Source organism: Streptomyces sp. NPDC006259 (assembly GCF_042870975.1).
In the GTDB taxonomy this organism is placed as follows: Bacteria; Actinomycetota; Actinomycetes; order Streptomycetales; family Streptomycetaceae; genus Streptomyces.
Window position 1 is genome coordinate 1,230,525 of sequence record NZ_JBIAHY010000001.1, and the last position, 19,899, is coordinate 1,250,423.

General features: G+C 70.2%; 17 protein-coding genes and 1 tRNA gene. 14 read left to right on the forward strand and 4 right to left on the reverse strand.

Features of this window, described 5'->3' with window-relative positions; genetic code table 11:
* The first annotated feature begins 86 nt into the window (after positions 1-86).
* The 6 genes from ACFYO5_RS05135 (at position 87) to ACFYO5_RS05160 (ending at position 7,065) form a co-directional block, all read left to right on the forward strand.
* Positions 87-896, forward strand: a complete 810-nt coding sequence (locus ACFYO5_RS05135) for a siderophore-interacting protein (RefSeq protein ID WP_388704325.1) — start codon at positions 87-89, stop codon at positions 894-896.
* 177 nt (positions 897-1,073) lie between these two features.
* On the forward strand, positions 1,074-2,516 hold the full coding sequence (gene desA / locus ACFYO5_RS05140) for a lysine decarboxylase DesA (protein WP_388704327.1): 1,443 nt from the start codon (positions 1,074-1,076) through the stop codon (positions 2,514-2,516).
* Positions 2,500-3,783 carry a lysine N(6)-hydroxylase/L-ornithine N(5)-oxygenase family protein gene (locus ACFYO5_RS05145; protein ID WP_388704330.1) on the forward strand — a complete coding sequence of 428 codons (1,284 nt, stop codon included), beginning with the start codon at positions 2,500-2,502 and terminating at the stop codon, positions 3,781-3,783. The genes desA and ACFYO5_RS05145 overlap by 17 nt, the downstream gene beginning before the upstream one ends.
* On the forward strand, positions 3,780-4,310 hold the full coding sequence (locus ACFYO5_RS05150) for a GNAT family N-acetyltransferase (RefSeq protein WP_388704332.1): 531 nt from the start codon (positions 3,780-3,782) through the stop codon (positions 4,308-4,310). The genes ACFYO5_RS05145 and ACFYO5_RS05150 overlap by 4 nt, the downstream gene beginning before the upstream one ends.
* On the forward strand, positions 4,307-6,076 hold the full coding sequence (locus tag ACFYO5_RS05155) for an IucA/IucC family protein (RefSeq protein WP_388704334.1): 1,770 nt from the start codon (positions 4,307-4,309) through the stop codon (positions 6,074-6,076). The genes ACFYO5_RS05150 and ACFYO5_RS05155 overlap by 4 nt, the downstream gene beginning before the upstream one ends.
* A gap of 95 nt (positions 6,077-6,171) precedes the next feature.
* Complete coding sequence (locus ACFYO5_RS05160) at positions 6,172-7,065, forward strand: DUF4429 domain-containing protein (protein ID WP_388704337.1); 894 nt, start codon at positions 6,172-6,174, stop codon at positions 7,063-7,065.
* A gap of 36 nt (positions 7,066-7,101) precedes the next feature.
* Here ACFYO5_RS05160 and ACFYO5_RS05165 read toward each other — a convergent pair whose 3' ends face one another.
* Positions 7,102-8,679: a metallophosphoesterase family protein gene (locus ACFYO5_RS05165; RefSeq protein WP_356559916.1), complete on the reverse strand. Its 1,578-nt coding sequence runs from the start codon at positions 8,677-8,679 to the stop codon at positions 7,102-7,104.
* Positions 8,680-8,865: 186 nt separating this feature from the next.
* Here ACFYO5_RS05165 and ACFYO5_RS05170 point away from each other — a divergent pair, with 186 nt between their 5' ends.
* The gene (locus ACFYO5_RS05170; protein ID WP_356559917.1) at positions 8,866-9,123 is read left to right on the forward strand and encodes a hypothetical protein; all 258 of its coding nucleotides are present in this window, start codon (positions 8,866-8,868) and stop codon (positions 9,121-9,123) included.
* Positions 9,124-9,170: 47 nt separating this feature from the next.
* Positions 9,171-10,988 (forward strand): glutamine--fructose-6-phosphate transaminase (isomerizing), encoded by a 1,818-nt coding sequence (glmS, locus tag ACFYO5_RS05175; RefSeq protein WP_388704339.1) that lies wholly within the window; start codon positions 9,171-9,173, stop codon positions 10,986-10,988.
* Positions 10,989-11,089: 101 nt separating this feature from the next.
* Here glmS and ACFYO5_RS05180 read toward each other — a convergent pair whose 3' ends face one another.
* Positions 11,090-11,653, reverse strand: coding sequence for a GPR1/FUN34/YaaH family transporter (locus ACFYO5_RS05180; protein ID WP_388704341.1), 564 nt, complete (start codon positions 11,651-11,653; stop codon positions 11,090-11,092).
* A gap of 150 nt (positions 11,654-11,803) precedes the next feature.
* The gene (locus ACFYO5_RS05185; protein WP_356559920.1) at positions 11,804-12,331 is read right to left on the reverse strand and encodes a universal stress protein; all 528 of its coding nucleotides are present in this window, start codon (positions 12,329-12,331) and stop codon (positions 11,804-11,806) included.
* Between the two features lie 305 nt (positions 12,332-12,636).
* Here ACFYO5_RS05185 and ACFYO5_RS05190 point away from each other — a divergent pair, with 305 nt between their 5' ends.
* The 4 genes from ACFYO5_RS05190 to ACFYO5_RS05205 all read left to right on the forward strand — a co-directional run bounded on the left by ACFYO5_RS05190 (position 12,637) and on the right by ACFYO5_RS05205 (position 15,671).
* A complete protein-coding gene (locus ACFYO5_RS05190) occupies positions 12,637-12,966 on the forward strand; it encodes a hypothetical protein (protein WP_388704344.1) in 330 nt (109 codons plus the stop codon).
* 377 nt (positions 12,967-13,343) lie between these two features.
* A complete protein-coding gene (locus ACFYO5_RS05195; RefSeq protein WP_356559922.1) occupies positions 13,344-14,579 on the forward strand; it encodes a helix-turn-helix domain-containing protein in 1,236 nt (411 codons plus the stop codon).
* 334 nt (positions 14,580-14,913) lie between these two features.
* Complete coding sequence (orn, locus tag ACFYO5_RS05200) at positions 14,914-15,516, forward strand: oligoribonuclease (protein ID WP_356559923.1); 603 nt, start codon at positions 14,914-14,916, stop codon at positions 15,514-15,516.
* Between the two features lie 82 nt (positions 15,517-15,598).
* Positions 15,599-15,671: transfer RNA gene (locus tag ACFYO5_RS05205), tRNA-His, on the forward strand.
* 490 nt (positions 15,672-16,161) lie between these two features.
* On the opposite strand, the gene ACFYO5_RS05210 is transcribed toward ACFYO5_RS05205, so the two are convergent.
* Positions 16,162-17,217 carry a LacI family DNA-binding transcriptional regulator gene (locus ACFYO5_RS05210; protein WP_356559924.1) on the reverse strand — a complete coding sequence of 352 codons (1,056 nt, stop codon included), beginning with the start codon at positions 17,215-17,217 and terminating at the stop codon, positions 16,162-16,164.
* A 339-nt stretch (positions 17,218-17,556) separates the two neighbouring features.
* Here ACFYO5_RS05210 and ACFYO5_RS05215 point away from each other — a divergent pair, with 339 nt between their 5' ends.
* Both ACFYO5_RS05215 and ACFYO5_RS05220 read left to right on the forward strand, forming a co-directional pair.
* Positions 17,557-18,885: an extracellular solute-binding protein gene (locus tag ACFYO5_RS05215; RefSeq protein ID WP_356559925.1), complete on the forward strand. Its 1,329-nt coding sequence runs from the start codon at positions 17,557-17,559 to the stop codon at positions 18,883-18,885.
* A gap of 5 nt (positions 18,886-18,890) precedes the next feature.
* On the forward strand, positions 18,891-19,898 hold the full coding sequence (locus ACFYO5_RS05220) for a sugar ABC transporter permease (RefSeq protein ID WP_356560050.1): 1,008 nt from the start codon (positions 18,891-18,893) through the stop codon (positions 19,896-19,898).
* Position 19,899 lies beyond the last annotated feature (1 nt).

Below are 19,899 nucleotides of genomic sequence, written 5' to 3' on the forward strand. Positions count from 1 at the left end.
GGGCCCGCGTCCAGCGGCCGAGCCGCACCGGCGCGGGCCCGCCCAGAAGCAGGTCGGCTGCCCCTCCCCCCGTCACAGGAGCCCGCATGACCACGGCCATTGCCGCCCCGTTCCGATTCTTCCCGCTTCACGTCGTGCGGACGAGGAGGCTCGGCCCGTCCCTGGTCCGGGTGAGCTTCGCCGGGGAGGACCTCCGGCACTTCTTCTCCGACGGCTACGACCAGTCCCTGTCGCTGTTCCTGCCGCATCCGGGGCAGGACGCGCCGGCCGTTCCGCTGGAGCTGGGGGACGGCTGGTGGCAGGGCTGGCGCGAACTGCCGGACGACGTACGGGCGGTGATGCGTTCGTACACGCTCCGGGAGCTGCGCCGGGATCCGGACGAGGTCGACATCGACTTCGTGCTGCACACCCCGGCCGGACCCGCCTCGGCCTGGGCCGGCCGGGCGCGCGCCGGTGACCGGGTGCTGCTGCTCGGGCCCGCCGTCGCCGACAACCGGGCGATCCGGTTCCGTCCGCCGCACGACACCGACCTGGTGGTGCTGTGGGGCGACGAGACGGCCCTCCCGGCGATCGCGTCGATCCTTAAGTCGCTGCCCGCCGGTCAGCGCGTCCGGGCATGGCTGGAGGTGGGCGACCCCGCCGACGCGCAGGACCTGGTGACCGCGGCGGACGCCGAGATCACCTGGCTGACCGGCGGGACCTCGCTCGACGCCCTGCGGGACGCCCGACTGCCGCCCACCGAGCGGCCGTACGTCTGGATCGCGGGCGAGTCGGGTTCAGTGAAGGCGTTGCGCCGGCACTTCGTGCGGGAGCGCGGCGTCGACCGGCGCCGGGTCACCTTCGTCGGGTACTGGCGTCAGGGCATGACGGAGGAGCAGCTCCGCGCCGCCGAGTAGGCGACCGACGTGTCCACCGGGGCCGTCGACCGAGGGACCCGGACGTGATCACCGTCACGGTGAAGCCCCGCTCCCCCCATCACTCAACTTAGGTTAGGCTAACCTAAATTGAATCCGAGGTTCCGCCCCCGCGCCCGTCCCGCGGCGGACCCGTCCCCATCCCGGAGGACCCCCACGATGCGCTCGCACCTGCTCAATGACACGAACGCGGAGCGGTACCGCCGCACCGTGACCGAAGGAGTAGAGCGGGTGGCCGCCAAACTCGCCGCCACCGACCGTCCGTTCACCGGCGTCTCGGTCGACGCCCTCGCTCCCCGCATCGAGCGGATCGACCTCGACCGGCCCCTGGGCTCCACCACGGCGGTACTGGACGAGCTGGAGGAGGTCTACCTCCGCGACGCGGTGTACTTCCACCACCCCCGCTACCTCGCCCACCTCAACTGCCCGGTCGTCATCCCGGCCGTGCTCGGCGAGGCCGTCCTGTCCGCCGTCAACTCCTCCCTGGACACCTGGGACCAGTCGGCCGGCGGCACCCTCATCGAGCGGAAGCTGGTCGACTGGACGGCCGCCCGCATCGGCCTGGGCCCCGCCGCCGACGGCGTGTTCACCTCCGGCGGCAGCCAGTCCAACCTCCAGGCACTGCTCCTCGCCCGCGAGGAGGCCAAGACCGACTCCCTGGAGAAACTGCGCGTCTTCGCCTCCGACGTCAGCCACTTCAGCGTGAAGAAGTCGGCGAAGCTGCTGGGCCTGGGCCAGGACGCCGTGGTCTCCGTCCCCGTCGACCACGACAAGCGCATGCAGACCGTCGCCCTCGCCCGCGAGCTGGAGCGCTGCGCGCGCGAGGGCCTGGTCCCCATGGCCGTCGTCGCCACCGCCGGCACCACCGACTTCGGCTCCATCGACCCGCTGCCCGAGATCGCCGAGCTGTGCCAGCAGTACGGCGCCTGGATGCACGTCGACGCCGCCTACGGCTGCGGACTGCTCGCCTCGGTGAAGTACCGCGGCCGGATCGACGGCATCGAGCACGCCGACTCCGTCACCGTGGACTACCACAAGTCCTTCTTCCAGCCGGTGAGCTCCTCGGCCTTGCTGGTCAAGGACGCGGCCACGCTGCGTCACGCGACCTACCACGCCGAGTACCTGAACCCCCGCCGCATGGTGCAGGAACGTATCCCCAACCAGGTGGACAAGTCCCTCCAGACGACCCGCCGCTTCGACGCGCTCAAGCTGTGGATGACGCTGCGCACGATGGGCGCCGACGGCATCGGCCAGCTCTTCGACGAGGTCTGCGACCTCGCGGTGGAGGGCTGGAGAATGCTGGCCGCCGACCCGCGCTTCGACGTCGTCGTCGAGCCGTCGCTGTCCACCCTGGTCTTCCGCTACATCCCCGGCACCGTGACCGACCCGGCCGAGATCGACCGCGCCAACCTGTACGCCCGCAAGGCACTGTTCGCCTCCGGCGACGCCGTGGTCGCGGGCACCAAGGTCAGCGGCCGCCACTACCTGAAGTTCACCCTGCTCAACCCCGAGACGACGGTCGACGACATGGCCGCCGTACTCGATCTGATCGCCGGCCACGCCGAGCAGTACCTGGGAGAGTCCCTTGACCGCGCGTCCTGAAAGCCCCACCGCCACCCACGACTTCGTCGGGATCGGGCTCGGCCCCTTCAACCTCGGCCTCGCCTGCCTGACCGAGCCCATCGACGAACTCGACGGCGTCTTCCTGGAGTCGAAGCCCGACTTCGAGTGGCACGCGGGCATGTTCCTCGAAGGCGCGCACCTCCAGACGCCGTTCATGTCGGACCTGGTCACCCTCGCCGACCCGACCTCCCCGTACTCCTTCCTCAACTACCTGAAGCAGAAGGGGCGGCTGTACGCGTTCTACATCCGCGAGAACTTCTACCCGCTGCGCGTCGAGTACGACGACTACTGCCGCTGGGCCGCGAACCAGCTGAGCAGCGTGCGCTTCTCGACGACGGTGGCCGAGGTGACGTACGACGAGGACGCCGCGCTCTACGCCGTGCGGACCACGGACGGCGACGAGTTCCGCGCCCGCCACCTGGTCCTGGGCACCGGCACCCCGCCGTACGTCCCGGAGGCCTGCCAGGGACTGGGCGGCGACTTCCTGCACAACTCCCGCTACCTGAGCCACAAGGCGGAACTCCAGAAGAAGGAGTCGATCACCCTGGTCGGCTCCGGCCAGTCGGCCGCCGAGATCTACCACGACCTGCTCAGCGAGATCGACGTCCACGGCTACCAGCTGAACTGGGTGACGCGTTCGCCGCGCTTCTTCCCCCTCGAATACACCAAGCTCACGCTGGAGATGACGTCCCCCGAGTACGTCGACTACTTCCGCGAGCTGCCGGAGGACACCCGCTACCGGCTCACCGCGGAGCAGAAGGGCCTGTTCAAGGGCATCGACGGCGACCTCATCAGCGAGATCTTCGACCTGCTCTACCAGAAGAACCTCGGCGGTCCGGTGCCCACCCGCCTGATCACCAACTCCGCGCTGAACGGCGCGCGTCACGAGAACGGCACGTACACCCTGTCCTTCCGCCAGGAGGAGCAGGGCAAGGACTTCGAGCTGACCTCGCAGGGCCTGGTCCTGGCCACCGGCTACCGGTACGCCGAGCCCGAGTTCCTCAAGCCGGTCCGCGACAGACTGCGCTACGACGCACGGGGCAACTTCGACGTCGCCCGCAACTACGCCATCGACACCACGGGCCGCGGTGTGTTCCTGCAGAACGCGGGCGTGCACACGCACAGCATCACCAGCCCGGACCTCGGCATGGGCGCCTACCGCAACAGCTACATCATCCGCGAGCTGCTCGGCAGCGAGTACTACCCGGTCGAGAAGACCATCGCGTTCCAGGAGTTTTCCGTATGACCTTCACGTTCCGTCCGCTCGACCCCCTGAAGGACGCCGAACTGCTGCACGCCTGGGTGACGCACCCCAAGGCGGCCTTCTGGATGATGCAGGACGCCAGGCTGGAGGATGTCGAGCGCGCGTACATGGAGATCGCCGCCGACGAGCACCACCACGCCCTGCTCGGCCTCAAGGACGGTGTCCCCGCCTTCCTGATGGAGAAGTACGACCCCGCCCACCGCGAGCTGGTCGGCCTCTACGAGCCGCTGCCGGGCGACATCGGCATGCACTTCCTCACCCCCGCGACCGACCGGCCCGTGCACGGGTTCACCCGGTCGGTCATCACGGCCGTGATGGCGCACCTCTTCGAGGACCCGGCGGTGCGACGGGTCGTCGTGGAGCCGGACGTGTCCAACAAGGCCGTCCAGGCCCTGAACGAGGCGGTCGGGTTCGTGCCCGCGCGCGAGATCCAGAAGCCGGAGAAGCCGGCGCTGCTCAGCTTCTGCACCCGCGAGCAGTTCCTCGCGGCCACGGGGGTGGCGGCATGAGCCTCGCCGACGCCGTGTCCCACCTCTCCCCCGAGCGCTGGGAGAAGGCCAACCGCCTGCTGGTCCGCAAGGCTCTCGCGGAGTTCGCGCACGAGCGGCTGATCACCCCCGAACCCACCGGCGACCGCTACACCGTCCGCAGCGACGACGGCCTGACGTACTACCGGTTCACCGCGACGCGCCGCGCCCTGGACCACTGGCAGGTCGACGCCGGCTCGATCACCCGCACCCGTGACGGATCCGAGCTGCCCGTGGCGGCGCTGGACTTCTTCATCGAGCTGAAGCGGACGCTCGGGCTGAGCGACGAGATCCTGCCGGTCTACCTGGAGGAGATCTCCTCCACCCTCTCCGGCACCTGCTATAAGCTCACCAAGCCGCAGACGCCGGCCGCCGAACTGGCCGCCGGCGGCTTCCAGGCCATCGAGACGGGGATGACCGAGGGCCACCCCTGTTTCGTCGCCAACAACGGGCGGCTCGGCTTCGGGGTCCACGAGTACCTGTCGTACGCGCCGGAGACCGCGAGCCCCGTCCGCCTGGTGTGGCTGGCCGCACACCGCTCGCGGGCCGCGTTCACGGCGGGCGTCGGCATCGACTACGAGTCGTTCGTCCGCCAGGAGCTGGGTGAGGAGACCGTCGACCGGTTCGACGGCGTGCTGCGCGAGCGGGGCCTGGACCCGGCGGACTACCTCCTCATCCCCGTCCACCCCTGGCAGTGGTGGAACAAGCTCACCGTCACCTTCGCCGCCGAGGTCGCCCGCGGGAACCTGGTGTGCCTGGGCGAGGGCGACGACGAGTACCTGGCCCAGCAGTCCATCCGGACGTTCTTCAACCGGACCGATCCGGGGAAGCACTACGTGAAGACGGCCCTGTCCGTCCTCAACATGGGCTTCATGCGCGGCCTCTCGGCGGCGTACATGGAGGCGACCCCGGCGATCAACGACTGGCTGGCCCAGCTGATCGACAACGACCCGGTGTTGAAGTCCACGGGTCTGTCGATCATCCGGGAGCGGGCCGCCGTCGGCTACCGGCACCTGGAGTACGAGGCGGCGACCGACCGCTACTCGCCGTACCGCAAGATGCTGGCCGCGCTGTGGCGGGAGAGCCCCGTCCCCACCCTCCGGGACGGCGAGTCGCTGGCCACGATGGCCGCCCTGGTCCACGTGGACCACGAGGGCAGGTCGGTGGCCGGCGCGCTCATCGAGCGCTCCGGCCTGGCCCCCACCGAGTGGCTGCGCCACTACCTGCGGGCCTACTACACACCGCTGCTCCACACCTTCTACGCCTACGACCTGGTCTTCATGCCGCACGGCGAGAACACCATCCTGGTGCTGAAGGACGGCGTCGTGCAGCGGGCGGTCTACAAGGACATCGCCGAGGAGATCGCCGTCCTGGACCCGGCCGCGGTGCTGCCGCCCGAGGTGCGGCGCATCCGGGTCGAGGTCCCCGAGGACAAGAAGCTGCTGTCGATCTTCACGGACGTCTTCGACTGCTTCTTCCGCTTCCTCGCCGCCGACCTGGCCGCCGAGGGGATCCTGGAGGAGGACGACTTCTGGCGCACGGTGGCCGAGGTCACCCGCGAGTACCAGGAGGCGAACCCCGAACTCGCCGACAGGTTCCGCCAGTACGACATGTTCGCCCCCGAGTTCGCGCTGTCCTGCCTCAACCGGCTCCAGCTGCGGAACAACCGGCAGATGGTGGACCTGGCCGACCCGTCGGGTGCCCTCCAGCTGATCGGCACCCTGAAGAACCCCATCGCCGGGTTCTGACCCCCCGACGGGCCGACGCCCCCCGAGTACGGTCCTCGGGGGGCGTTCCGTCGTCACCCCGCCCGGTGCGAACAGGTGATGGAACAATCCCCCCCATGGCGGAAATCATCCAGAAGGACGGCACCTGGGTCTTCGACGGGGATGCCCTGCGGCTGACGCCGGGACGGGACAAGAGCGTCAGCCTGCTCCGCAGGACCCTGGGCGAACTCACCGTGCCGCTCGGGGCGTTGGCGGGCGTGTCGTTCGAGCAGGGCAGGAAGTCCGGGCGGCTCAGGCTGCGGTTGCGCGACGGCGCCTGCCCCCTGCTGCACGCGACCGGCGGCCGGCTCACCGAGCCCCACGACCCCTACCAGCTGGTGGTGGAGCCCGACCGCCACGGCGTCGCCGAGTACCTCGTGGACGAGGTGCGCAACGCGCTGCTGCTGGACCGGGTCCCCGCCGGCCCGGTGGACTCCCCTCTGCTGCCGGGCCCGTCCGTGCCCCTGTCGGTGTCCGCCGGGGACGGCACCGCGAGCTTCGACGGCGAACTGGTGCGCCTGGAGTGGAACTGGAGGACGGAGGACGCCAAGGCCGCAGCCGGCCCCCGCACCCTGCCCGTCGACGAGATCACGGCCGTCGAGTGGTGTCCGTCGGCCGGTCTGGACAACGGTCATCTGCGGTTCACCGTCCGGGGCGCGCCGGTGAGGACCCCGGCGAAGTACGACCCGAACGCCGTGGAGCTGTGGGGCTTCGGGAAGGACCCGCTGATGGCCCTGGTCGCCGCCGCCGTACAGGCCAGGCTCCCGCACCCGGCGGCGCACCCCGAGGACGCCGTACGGCCGCCCGGCGACGCGCCGCGGGCGGTCGCCGCCGCCCCCGCCGCCCCCGCCGAGGACAGCCATGACGCGCTGCTGCGCCGGCTGCGGGAGCTGGGCGAGCTGCGCCGCGACGGGGTGCTGACGGAGGACGAGTTCACGCTGGCCAAGCAGGCGGTCCTCGCGCGCATGTGAGGGCCGCGGCGAGGACCGCCCGCCGGGCACCTGGACCTACTTCGCCCGGCGCGCCACCGTGAAGTGGTCGATCTGCTCGCCGGTCTCGGCGATGCCGCGCACGGTCAGGGTGGCGTAGCGGCCCCTGGCGGCGGGGGTGACGTCCACGCGCAGGAAGGAGTAGTCGAGGTAGCGCACCCGTGACCAGGCGACCGTCTCGTTCTGCCTGCCGTCCTTGCGGACGACGTAGGAGGCCACCGACTCCAGGTCCTTCTCGTGGCCCTCGTAGGACTGGTCGGCGCTGAAGGCGTACAGGCTGCGCCCGGCCGCGCCCGCGGTGACGTAGACGACGCCGTCGGTCTCGGGGTAGGCGGTGCCGCCGATCGGCAGCTTCCTGGCGACCCGGTCCCCCTTGAGGACGTCGGTGCGCTCGTAGACGTGGTTGTGGCCGTTGATCACCAGGTCGACGGTGTACTTCTCGAACAGCGGCACCCACTCCTGGCGTACGCCGCCCTCGGAGGCGTGGGCGGTGGAGGTGCAGTAGGCGCAGTGGTGGAAGAACACCACGACGAAGTCGATGTCCTCGTCGGCCCGGTACTTCCTGAGCCGGGTCTCCAGCCACCTGGTCTGGGTGCCGCCGGAGATGCCGAGGTTGGCCGGGATCTCGAAGGAGACGTCGTTGGCGTCGAGCGAGATGACCGCCGTGTTGCCGTGGACGAAGGAGTAGACACCGGGGAGGTTCCCGGCGTCGGGCCCGTCGTCGGGGAGGACCCAGCGGGCCTCCTCGCCGCCGTAGCCGTTGGGCGAGTACCAGGCCTCCATGTCGTGGTTGCCGTACGACACCATCCACGGGACCTGCTTGGCGACCGACTCGGTCTGGGCGAGGAACTGGTCCCAGGTACGGGAGTCGAAGCCGGTGTCGGCGGTTTTGCCGGCGCCGGACGGGTCGGCGTAGGCGATGTCGCCGGCGTGCAGGTGGAAGGCCGGGTTCTGGCCGAGGATCAGGGCGTCGTTGGCGAGGCCGTGGTAGCTGACGCCCTGGTCGCCGAAGGCGGTGAAGGTGAACGGCTCCTTCTTCGCGGGGGCGGTGGTGAAGGTGCCGAGGGTGCCGAGCAGGTGCGCGGCGGCCGGGTCGAAGCCCGCGTGGCCGACCCCGTAGTAGTACGTACGGCCGGGCTTGAGGTGGGTCAGCCTGGCGTGGACGTAGTACTGGGTGTGGTCGCCGCTCGCGCCGATCCCGGCCGGGGTGTGGAGCGTACGGATCTCGGCCCCGATCCGGTGGGAGAGGTCCCAGGGATGGGCGCCGATGCGGACGAACGGCTTGTCGACGGCGACCGGGACCTGCCAGGAGATCGTCATCTCGGTGCGGGCGTCGGTGCCGTAGGCGAGGTGGCGGCCGAAGGGCGCGACGAGGGCTCCGTCGACCTTCTCGGCGCGGGGGGCCGTCTGCTGGGCGCGGGCGGCCGTGCGGGGCGCGGCCTGCGCGGTGGCGCCGGTGACGAACGCGCCGCCGGTGACGGCGCCCACGGTGACCGCGCCGCCTCTGATCATCGTGCGGCGGGAGAACTTGGTGCGCAGGTACTCGTGCTGCTCGGCCATGCTCATGCGCTCGGCCAGCTGCTCGGGTACGCCCATGCGAGGAATGTCCATGGCGTCTGAAACTCGTCCCTCCGGGCGACGAACCGCGGGCGGCCGCATGGACGGGCGGCGAACAGGCACTCATGAGAGGTTCAACGTTCTCCCAAAGATCCCTTACAGGCCTCTGCCCGGAATCGGGCAAGATTCTTGCGAAAGTCGCGCGGGTACCCCAGGATCTACCGGGTGCACGACGAACTCGTTGATCACCTGACGCGCTCCACCCCCCTGAACCGGGGTGAGGCACTGCGGGTGATCCAGGACGTTCTCGCCTACTTCGACGAGACGACCGAGGAGTACGTCCGCCGCCGCCACCGCGAACTCCAGGCCCAGGGCCTGGTCAACGCGGAGATCTTCGAACGGATCGCGGCGGACCTGAAATACCGGGCGGTGGCACCGCAGGAGCCCACGCTCCGTCAGCTGCGCCGCATGGTCTACGGCTGAGCGACCGGCCCAGGACCGACCGAGAACTACAGAGGGATTGCCTACATATGTGCGGAATCGTCGGATACATCGGGAAGCGTGACGTCGCGCCCCTGCTCCTGGAGGGCCTCCAGCGCCTGGAGTACCGCGGCTACGACTCCGCGGGCATCGTCGTCACCTCCCCGAAGACGGCCGGTCTGAAGATGGTCAAGGCCAAGGGACGCGTCCGCGACCTGGAGGCGAAGGTCCCGGCCCGCTTCAAGGGCACCACCGGTATCGCCCACACCCGCTGGGCCACCCACGGCGCCCCCTCCGACGTGAACGCCCACCCGCACATGTCGGCCGACCTCAAGGTCGCCGTCGTCCACAACGGCATCGTCGACAACGCCTCCGACCTGCGCCGCAAGCTGGAGGCGGACGGCGTCGAGTTCCTCTCCGAGACCGACACCGAGGTCCTCGTCCACCTCATCGCCCGCTCCCAGGCCGAGAAGCTCGAGGACAAGGTCCGCGAGGCGCTCCGCGTGGTCGAGGGCACCTACGGCATCGCCGTCATGCACGCGGACTTCAACGACCGGATCGTCGTCGCCCGCAACGGCTCCCCGGTCGTCCTCGGCATCGGTGAGAAGGAGATGTTCGTCGCCTCGGACATCGCCGCCCTGGTCGCCCACACCCGCCAGATCGTCACCCTCGACGACGGCGAGATGGCCACCCTGAAGGCCGACGACTTCCGCACCTACACCACCGAGGGCACCCGCACCACGGCCGAGCCCACCACCGTCGAGTGGGAGGCCGCCTCGTACGACATGGGCGGCCACGACACCTACATGCACAAGGAGATCCACGAGCAGGCCGACGCCGTGGACCGCGTGCTGCGCGGCCGCATCGACGACCGCTTCTCCACCGTGCACCTCGGCGGCCTCAACCTGGACGCCCGTGAGGCGCGCCAGATCCGCCGCGTGAAGATCCTCGGCTGCGGCACCTCGTACCACGCGGGCATGATCGGCGCCCAGATGATCGAGGAGCTGGCCCGCATCCCCGCCGACGCCGAGCCCGCCTCCGAGTTCCGCTACCGCAACGCGGTCGTCGACCCCGACACCCTGTACATCGCGGTCTCCCAGTCCGGTGAGACGTACGACGTGCTGGCCGCCGTGCAGGAACTCAAGCGCAAGGGCGCACGCGTCCTCGGCGTCGTCAACGTGGTCGGCTCGGCCATCGCCCGCGAGGCCGACGGCGGCGTCTACGTGCACGCCGGGCCCGAGGTGTGCGTCGTCTCCACCAAGTGCTTCACCAACACCACGGTCGCCTTCGCCCTGCTCGCGCTGCACCTCGGCCGCACCCGCGACCTGTCGGTGCGCGACGGCAAGCGGATCATCGAGGGACTGCGCCGGCTGCCCGCCCAGATCGCCGAGATCCTCAAGGGCGAGGAGGAGATCAAGAAGCTCGCCGAGCAGTTCGCCGAGGCCCGCTCGATGCTCTTCATCGGCCGCGTCAGGGGCTACCCGGTGGCCCGTGAGGCCTCCCTCAAGCTCAAGGAGGTCTCGTACATCCACGCCGAGGCCTACCCGGCCTCCGAGCTGAAGCACGGCCCGCTCGCCCTGATCGAGCCCGCCCTGCCCACGGTCGCGATCGTCCCCGACGACGACCTGCTGGAGAAGAACCGCGCCGCCCTGGAGGAGATCAAGGCCCGCAGCGGGCGCATCCTCGCGGTGGCCCACCAGGAGCAGGAGAAGGCCGACCAGACGATCATCGTCCCCAAGAACGAGGACGAACTCGACCCCATCCTCATGGGCATCCCGCTCCAGCTCCTCGCCTACTACACGGCCAAGGCCCTGGGCCGCGACATCGACAAGCCGAGGAACCTGGCGAAGTCGGTGACGGTCGAGTAGCCACCCTCCCGGCAGAACGGACCCCCCGGGTGATGCCACCACTCACCGGGGGGTCCGCTCCGTTCGCCGGGGACGCCCAACTCCCCGGCCCGGCTGCCGAATCAGCCCGTGGCCGTCACGCCGGGGCGGGCAGCCCGTCGCGGAAGCGCCGTGGGCCAGTGCGCGAGCGCGGCGGTCGCGGCGTACCAGGCCACCGCCCCCGCCGCTACGGCGAACCAGCCGCCGGCCCTGGCGAGGCCGTCGTGACCGGCGAGGTCCGCCACGGCCAGCAGGATCAGGGCGATCAGGAACAGCCCGTAGGTGCCCTTGGCGAGCGGGTCGGCGGCGGCGACCGTGAGGGTCAGCGCGACCAGGGCGAACAGCAGCAGGAACAGGCCGGAGGCGTTCGCGGAGACCTCGGCGCCGGCCGAGACGGCCCAGGTGAACCAGAGGGCGCCGACCGTCACGAAGGCCGTACCGGAGACGGTGTCACGGTCCCGCAAGGCCATCAGGCCGGCGACGAAGAGGGCGACTCCGCCCACGTACCGGGCGATCGACACGGCGTCGGCCGCCGTCACGCCGTCGATGAGGCCGGTGTACCCGAGGCCGACGGCCAACAGGGTGACACCCAGGGCGAGTCGGCCGGCGACGGTGGTGCTGCTTCCCGCGGAGACGTCATTGTCCACGGCGGGCTCCCTTCACGCATGCGCGGTGGTGCGGTGCACGCTATATGCCCTTCACAAGGGCACGAACCACCTCTACGCGCGAGTAGTTTCCCGCGGGGCACAAGGGAGTTGGAGTCGTCCGGGACCCATCTCGCCCGGACGCAGGGCGCGTTACGGGATGACGACGACGGGCCGCTTCGCCCGCTTGGCGAGCCGCCCCGCGACCGATCCGAAAATCCGCCCGACGAGGCCGTGCGTCGAGCCGACGACGATCGCGTCCGCCGCGTACTCCCGCCCCACCTCTTCGAGTTCGTGGCAGATGTCACCGCCTCGCTCGACCAGGATCCAGGGCACTTCGGCCAGATACTCGGCGCAGGCCAGCTCCAGACCGAGCACCTCGGTGCGATGGTCCGGCACGTCCACGAAGACAGGTGGCTCGCAGCCCGCCCACACCGTGGTGGGCAGTCTGTTGGCCACATGGACGATGATCAGGCCCGCGCGGGAGCGGTGAGCCATACCGACGGCGTACGCCAGGGCCCGCTCGCTGGACGTCGATCCGTCGAAGCCGACGACGACGCCGTGCTGGAAAGCGGGATCACAGGAGGGGCGTGCCTCTTCCGCCGCCAGGGGGTCGATCGCCGTGTGATCGGCGACGGGCCGCCTGCGGTCCGCTGGTTCGAAGAATTCGTGACCGGCCATGGCTGTCTCGGCGTATCGATCCTTATACGGGTGGGACGAGCGTAAGCGGCGGAGCGTGTCCGGGAATCATCTTCCCAACCCCATACCCCCAAGGGTACGGCGCCACCCCTCCACGGCCCAGTCCCGCCCGTGGTCCGTGGGGGTTCCAGGGAGCATGCACGAGGGGCCGCCCGTAACGCAATGGTTGCTGCCCCGTACAGGCGGTTCGCACGGCATTCACCTACCCGCCGGTCACCAGGTGAGTGACCGACCGGTCGAACAGGCGTTGAACCCCCTGAACCACCCTCCAGGGAGGAGCCCGCCGCATGCCCTCATCCCGCCCGACCCCCGAGGCCCACGCCGGCGACGAAAGGACGACGGAACTGATCCGCTGGGCGGCCTTCAGCTGCGTCCTCGTCCCGGTGGTACTCCTCTGGTACGGCACCTCCCTGGCCGGGACCGCGGGCACCGCCGTCGGCCTGGCCGCCGTCACGGCCGTCTGCCGGCTGCTGCTGCGCCGCTCGGAGCGGTGCGCGGCCCGGCTCCTCGACGACCCACCCCCGCCGGGCGTGCCGCACCGGGGACGCCGTCAGCACGCCGGAACGGGCTCGCACCGTGGCGGTCGTCACAGCGGCGGAGGCACACCGGTCGGCTGACCGGTTTTCACGCACGCGCCCGAAGGTTTTCAGCCAACTTCCGGATACCGCGCATCCCTTGCCGCGACCACCCCCCTTCCCCCGTCCGACCTGCACGGAAAGGCCCTCGGGGGGCCTGCGCACCCTACGTGGATTAGCCACTGCGACGAGGCGCACTTCCCCGCACGGCCCACGAGTGCAACGCTTCGTGATCGAATGCTTCACGCCAAGTTGCCATGTCGACAATGTGCCGGGTGACGAACTGGCCACTCCGGCACCACGCGACACAGTAGATTCGATCTTGACTGTCTACGGCGGGGGACTCGTGCAGGACCGAGGGGAAACGTGCAGGAGCGACACAACCGAGGAGCCGCGACCACCGAGGGGGGCTTAGCAGGATGAGCCACGACTCCACTGCCGCGCCGGAAGCCGCGGCCCGGAAACTGTCCGGGCGACGCCGCAAGGAGATCGTCGCGGTGCTGCTGTTCAGCGGCGGCCCCATTTTCGAGAGTTCCATTCCGCTGTCGGTGTTCGGGATTGACCGCCAGGACGCCGGCGTGCCCCGCTACCGCTTGTTGGTGTGCGCGGGCGAGGACGGCCCGCTGCGGACCACAGGGGGCCTGGAACTCACCGCGCCGCATGGCCTGGAGGCGATATCGAGGGCGGGCACGGTCGTCGTACCGGCCTGGCGCTCGATCACCTCCCCGCCACCGGCCGACGCGCTCGACGCACTGCGCCGGGCACACGAGGAGGGCGCCCGCATCGTGGGCCTGTGCACCGGCGCGTTCGTGCTGGCCGCGGCAGGTCTGCTGGACGGCCGACCGGCGACGACACACTGGATGTACGCACCGACGCTGGCCAAGCGCTATCCGTCGGTGCACGTCGATCCACGTGAGCTGTTCGTCGACGACGGCGACGTGCTGACGTCGGCCGGGACCGCGGCCGGAATCGATCTCTGTCTCCACATCGTGCGGACGGACCACGGCAACGAGGCGGCCGGTGCGCTGGCCCGTCGGCTCGTGGTCCCGCCGCGCCGGACGGGCGGCCAGGAGCGCTACCTCGACCGGTCTTTACCGGAGGAGATCGGCGCCGACCCGCTCGCGGAGGTCGTCGCCTGGGCGCTGGAACACCTCCACGAGCAGTTCGACGTGGAGACACTGGCCGCACGCGCGTACATGAGCCGGCGGACCTTCGACCGTCGCTTCCGGTCACTGACCGGCAGCGCGCCGCTGCAATGGCTGATCACCCAGCGGGTGCTTCAGGCGCAGCGGCTGCTGGAGACGTCGGACTACTCCGTCGACGAGGTCGCGGGCCGGTGCGGGTTCCGCTCGCCGGTCGCGCTGCGCGGACACTTCCGGCGGCAGCTCGGGTCTTCGCCGGCGGCCTACCGGGCGGCGTACCGGGCGCGGCGGCCACAGAGCGAGCGGGTGCCTCCGGCCGAGAGTGAGGCGGCGTCCGTCCTCACGGGCGGCGGTGCCGCTCCGCACCCCGAGGCCGCGGGAGTGCCACCGCAGATACGGCGGACCGCGGGGGCCGGCGCCGGGGCGATGGGTTCCGCCTCGGCACCCGTCGGTGCGGTGGACGCGTACGCCGGATCCCGGGGCGGATTGCCGGGACAGCGCGGCGGCATGTGAGGAAGGGGCGGCGGGGGTGAGTTCCTCACCCCCGCCGCCCTCGCCCTTTCCCGTGCCGGCCGGGGGGCCGCGCCCCCGACCCCGCTCCGGCCCGACGGCCTCACCCTCCGTCGCCGGGCGGCCTCGATCTCCGTCGCCCGACAGCCTCGCCCTCTGTCGCCGGATGGCCTCATCCTCCGTCGCCCGACAGCCTCGACCTCCGTCACCGGGCGGGCCGGGACACCCGGCCGTCGTCCTTCCTCCCAGCGAGTCGGGTGGGCAGGGGGCGGAGCCCCAGGACCTCCGGCACGTCGCGGGGGATCGGATCAGGGCACGTCACCCTTAGGGTGGGCGCATGAACGATCGCATGGTGTGGATCGACTGCGAGATGACCGGCCTCTCGCTGTCCGACGACGCGCTCATCGAGGTTGCCGCCCTCGTCACCGACTCCGAGCTGAACATCCTCGGCGAGGGGGTGGACATCGTCGTACGGCCGCCGGACGCGGCCCTGGAGACGATGCCGGAAGTGGTGCGTCAGATGCACACCACCTCCGGACTGCTCGACGAACTGGCCGGCGGCACCACCCTCGCCGACGCCGAGGAGCGGGTCCTCGCCTACATCCGCGAACACGTGAAGGAACCCGGCAAGGCACCGCTGTGCGGGAACTCCGTCGGCACCGACCGCGGCTTCCTGCTGCGGGACATGCCCACCCTGGAGAGCTACCTGCACTACCGGATCGTCGACGTGTCCTCCATCAAGGAGCTGGCCCGGCGCTGGTACCCGCGGGCGTACTTCAACAGCCCGGACAAGAACGGCAACCACCGCGCCCTCGCCGACATCCGCGAGTCCATCGCGGAGCTGCGCTACTACCGCGAGGCCGTCTTCGTGCCGCAGCCCGGACCGGACTCCGACACCGCCAGGGCGATCGCCGCCAAGCACGTCCTGCCCGCCGGATGAAAGGCGTGCGCGAGCACCCCTTCGGACCCTGTACACTTTTTCTCGGCCGGTAGGGAGACCACAAAGTCGACTGCCGGGCGTGGTGGGTGTAGCTCAGCTGGTAGAGCACCTGGTTGTGGTCCAGGATGCCGCGGGTTCAAGTCCCGTCACTCACCCTGAGTAATCAGCCGGTGACCTTCTCAAGGTCACCGGCTGATTCGTTTTCCCCCGCACGTACGCCGACCCTGCGGCTATAGCCTCTCGCCCCCTCGCGCGCCCCCCTGCGAGCGGCTCGTCGCCGACTCCCCCGCCCCGGCCCGGACCTGGTGGAACCGGGTGCTGAGGCCGCGGGAGACCGGCCGTCCCGTCGGCACCGTTCAGCCACTCTCGTCCGCGCGTGCCGTCTCGCGGAGATCGCCCGGGCGGTGGGGACGCCGTGGGCAGGGGCGGGGCCTCGCCGCGGAGGCCGCCCGGACACTCGTCGACAGGCTGCGCGAGCAGGACGTCCGTACGGTCGTCCGGACGGGCTGTGCGAGCAGGGCGTCCGTACGGTCGTCCCGCGCGTCCACCCCTGCCACCACGCCTCGGCCGCGGTCGCCGCCGCGGCCGGGCCGGCGCCGACCGGTGAGCAGCGGGACGGCGAGACGCGCCGGCGGCCGCGACCTGTTACGCCGACGCCCGGGCCATCAGTTCCGTGGCCAGGACCACCTGGCGCCGCTCCAGACCGCGCGACACCGCCGGGCGGTCGTCCGCGATCTCGGTGAGGAGCAGGTCGAGCATGCGGCGCCCCATCTCCTCGATGGGCTGGCGGACGCTGGTCAGGGGCGGGTCCATGTGGCGGGCTATCGCCGAGTCGTCGTAGCCGACCAGGGCCACGTCGTCCGGGATGCGACGCCCGGCCTCGCGCAGGGCCTGGCGGGCGCCGGCCGCCATGACGTCGGAGCCGGCGAACACCGCGTCGAGGGCGGGGCTGCGGGTCAGCAGGTCGCGCATCGCGCGCTGGCCCCCCTCCTCGGTGAAGTCGCCCTGCACGATGAGGAGTTCGTCCACCTCCTGGCCCGCGTCGAGCAGGGCTTCACGGTAGCCGTCGACGCGTCGCTGGGCGCCGTACACGTCGAGGCGGCCGGTGATGTGGCCGATGCGCCGGCAGCCGCGGGCCAGCAGGTGCTCGACGGCCGAACGGGCGCCGCCGTAGTTGTCGGAGTCCACGGACGGGAGCGTCTCCGCGGCGGAGCGGGGACCGCTGATCACGGCCGGGATCTCCAGCTGGGCGATGAGGTCGGGCAGCGGGTCGTCGGCGTGGACGGAGACGAGGAGGACGCCGTCCACCCGGTGGGCGGCCAGGTACTGGGCGAGGCGTTGCCGCTCCCGGTCACTGCCCGCGAAGATCAGCAGCAGCTGCATCTCCGTGTCGGCGAGTTCCGCGCCCACTCCGCGCAGGATGTCGGAGAAGTACGGTTCGGCGAAGAAGCGGGTCTCCGGCTCGGGCACCACGAGGGCGATCGCGTTCGTGCGGTTGGCGGCGAGCGCGCGGGCCGCGGTGTTGGGGACGTAGCCCAGCTCGGCGACCGCGGCCTCGACGGCGGCGCGGGTGGCGTCGCTGACCCGGGGCGAACCGTTGATCACACGGGAGACCGTGCCCCGGCCCACACCGGCGCGCGCCGCCACCTCTTCGAGGGTCGGCCTGCCACCGCTCCGTCCGCGCGTACCGTGGCTTGCCATGGGCCCCGCCTTCCCGCCGTCATCGTCACACTGGCCTGGAATCTAACAGTCCCGACCGTCCGTCCCCGAGGCGCCCGGGTGCCGCCGGCCCCGGCCGAAAAGCATCGTCCCGGCGCGTTAGCTAACAGCCGGATAACTGAACGCGTCTCTCCGCGTCCCCACCCTTGACACCCTCGCCCGAACCGACGACTCTTCAACACATCACCTGTGGGAGCGCTCCCACGGTACCTGACACATACACAACCCGCACGTTCCCCGCCCGAGCCGCAGCGAGAAACTAACGGGCCCAACAATGCAGTTGGCCGGGGGGTCGGCACGTCAGGGCAACAGGAGGACGTAATGCGAGCACGTACCCGAAGCTCCCGTCGGGTGGTAGTTCTGGCGACCGTCGCCACCATGGGCGCCGGACTGCTGGCCGGCTGTGCCGACGACGGCGACGACAAGGCGTCCGACGGATCGTCGTCCGGCGGTGGCAAGGACAAAACCACGATCACCCTGGGACTTTTCGGCACGATGGGCTTCAAGGAAGCCGGTCTCTACGCCGAGTACGAGAAGCTGAACCCGAACATCAAGATCGCTGAGAACGTCACCGAGCGGAACGAGAACTACTACCCGGCTCTCGTCAACCACCTCACGACCAACAGCGGTCTGCAGGACATCCAGGCCGTCGAGGTCGGCAACATCGCCGAGGTCGTCAGCACCCAGGCCGCCAAGCTCCAGGACCTCTCCAAGGTTTCGGGCGTGAACAAGAGCGACTGGCTGGACTGGAAGTGGGCGCAGGCCACGACCAAGGACGGCAAGACGATCGGTTTCGGCACCGACGTCGGTCCGATGGCCATCTGCTACCGCAAGGACCTCTTCGAGGCGGCCGGTCTGCCCAGCGACCGCGCGGAGGTCGGCAAGCTGTGGGCGGGTGACTGGAACAAGTTCGTCTCCGTCGGCACCCAGTACAAGGCGAAGGCGCCCAAGGGCACCACGTTCATGGACTCGCCCGGCGGTCTGCTCAACGCTGTTCTCAGCAGTGAGAAGGAGAAGTTCTACGACTCCTCCGGCGAGATCATCTACAAGTCGAACCCGGCCGTGAAGTCGGCGTTCGACCTGACGGCCAAGGCCGCCGAGCAGGGGCTGGTCGGGGCGCAGACCCAGTTCCAGCCGGCGTGGGACACGACGATCGCGAACAGCAAGTTCGCGGCGATGGCCTGCCCGCCGTGGATGCTCGGATACATCAAGGGCAAGTCGAAGCCGGAAGCGGCCGGCAAGTGGGACGTGGCCGTGGCTCCCAAGTCCGGCAACTGGGGAGGTTCCTTCCTCTCCGTGCCCTCCAGCGGCAAGAACGTGAAGGAAGCCGAGAAGCTCGCCGCCTGGCTGACCGCGCCCGCGCAGCAGGCCAAGCTGTTCAAGGTGCAGGGCTCCTTCCCGAGCGCGCCGGGCACGTACACGATGGCCGAGGTCACCGGTGCCAAGAACGAGATGACGGGTGACGCCCCGATCGGCACGATCTTCGCCGAGGCGGCGAAGTCCAGCCCGGTCCAGGTGATCGGCCCGAAGGACCAGATCATCCAGCAGGGTCTGACCGACAACGGCGTCATCCTGGTGACGAAGGGCAAGTCGCCGGAGGAGGCCTGGAACACGGCGACCAAGACCATCGACAACAACCTGGACAAGTGACCCGTATGGCCACCCACGACACCGCCGCGCCCCCCACCAAGGAGGGGGGCGCGGCCCCGGGCCGACCGCCCGCCGAACCCGCGGGGGCGGACGAGCGGCGTCGGGCCCGGCTCTCCCGCCGCTGGCAGCGGGACATGCGCTGGAGCCCGTACGCCTTCGTCTCACCGTTCTTCCTGCTGTTCCTGGCGTTCGGTCTGTTCCCGCTGATCTACACCGGCTGGGCCTCGCTGCACCAGGTGGAGATGACGGCCCCCACCGACATGGAGTGGGTGGGGCTGCGCAACTACACGCGGATCTTCGACGACGACTTCTTCTGGAACGCGGCGAAGAACACGCTCACGATCGGCATCATCTCGACGGTTCCGCAGCTGCTGATGGCGATGGGGCTCGCCCACATCCTCAACTACAAGCTGCGCGCCTCGACCTTCTACCGGGTCGCGATGCTCGCCCCGTACGCGACGTCCATCGCGGCCGCCTCGCTCGTCTTCGTGCTGCTGTTCGGGCGCGACTACGGCATGATCAACTGGGCGCTGGACACCGTCGGGATCGGCCCGGTCGACTGGCAGAGCGACAAGTGGCCCTCGCAGTTCGCGGTGTCCACGATCGTCATCTGGCGCTGGACCGGCTACAACGCGCTGATCTACCTGGCCGCGATGCAGGCGATCCCGCAGGACCTGTACGAGTCGGCGGCTCTGGACGGCGCCAGCCGCTGGAAGCAGTTCATCCACGTGACGCTGCCGTCGCTGCGCCCGACGATCCTGTTCACGGTCGTCGTCTCGACGATCGGCGCGACCCAGGTGTTCGGCGAGCCGCTGCTGTTCGACGCCAACAAGGGGGCGTCGGGCGGTTCCGAGCACCAGTTCCAGACCCTGGGCCTCTACCTGTACGAGCAGGGCTGGGTCAACCAGCACCTGGGCCGTGCCTCCGCGATCGCCTGGACCATGTTCCTGATCCTGATCGTGGTCGGCATCGTCAACTACGTCATCTCGCGCCGGCTGCGCGCCAGTAGTTAGG

Bases quoted from the DNA above. Each gene is read 5' to 3' on its own strand.
- ACFYO5_RS05135 (WP_388704325.1), top strand. From the start codon at position 87: ATGACCACGGCCATTGCCGCCCCGTTCCGATTCTTCCCGCTTCACGTC.
- desA (WP_388704327.1), top strand. From the start codon at position 1,074: ATGCGCTCGCACCTGCTCAATGACACGAACGCGGAGCGGTACCGCCGC.
- ACFYO5_RS05150 (WP_388704332.1), top strand. From the start codon at position 3,780: ATGACCTTCACGTTCCGTCCGCTCGACCCCCTGAAGGACGCCGAACTG.
- ACFYO5_RS05155 (WP_388704334.1), top strand. From the start codon at position 4,307: ATGAGCCTCGCCGACGCCGTGTCCCACCTCTCCCCCGAGCGCTGGGAG.
- ACFYO5_RS05160 (WP_388704337.1), top strand. From the start codon at position 6,172: ATGGCGGAAATCATCCAGAAGGACGGCACCTGGGTCTTCGACGGGGAT.
- ACFYO5_RS05165 (WP_356559916.1), bottom strand. From the start codon at position 8,679: ATGGGCGTACCCGAGCAGCTGGCCGAGCGCATGAGCATGGCCGAGCAG.
- glmS (WP_388704339.1), top strand. From the start codon at position 9,171: ATGTGCGGAATCGTCGGATACATCGGGAAGCGTGACGTCGCGCCCCTG.
- ACFYO5_RS05185 (WP_356559920.1), bottom strand. From the start codon at position 12,331: ATGGCCGGTCACGAATTCTTCGAACCAGCGGACCGCAGGCGGCCCGTC.
- ACFYO5_RS05190 (WP_388704344.1), top strand. From the start codon at position 12,637: ATGCCCTCATCCCGCCCGACCCCCGAGGCCCACGCCGGCGACGAAAGG.
- ACFYO5_RS05195 (WP_356559922.1), top strand. From the start codon at position 13,344: ATGAGCCACGACTCCACTGCCGCGCCGGAAGCCGCGGCCCGGAAACTG.
- orn (WP_356559923.1), top strand. From the start codon at position 14,914: ATGAACGATCGCATGGTGTGGATCGACTGCGAGATGACCGGCCTCTCG.
- ACFYO5_RS05210 (WP_356559924.1), bottom strand. From the start codon at position 17,217: ATGGCAAGCCACGGTACGCGCGGACGGAGCGGTGGCAGGCCGACCCTC.
- ACFYO5_RS05215 (WP_356559925.1), top strand. From the start codon at position 17,557: ATGCGAGCACGTACCCGAAGCTCCCGTCGGGTGGTAGTTCTGGCGACC.
- ACFYO5_RS05220 (WP_356560050.1), top strand. From the start codon at position 18,891: ATGGCCACCCACGACACCGCCGCGCCCCCCACCAAGGAGGGGGGCGCG.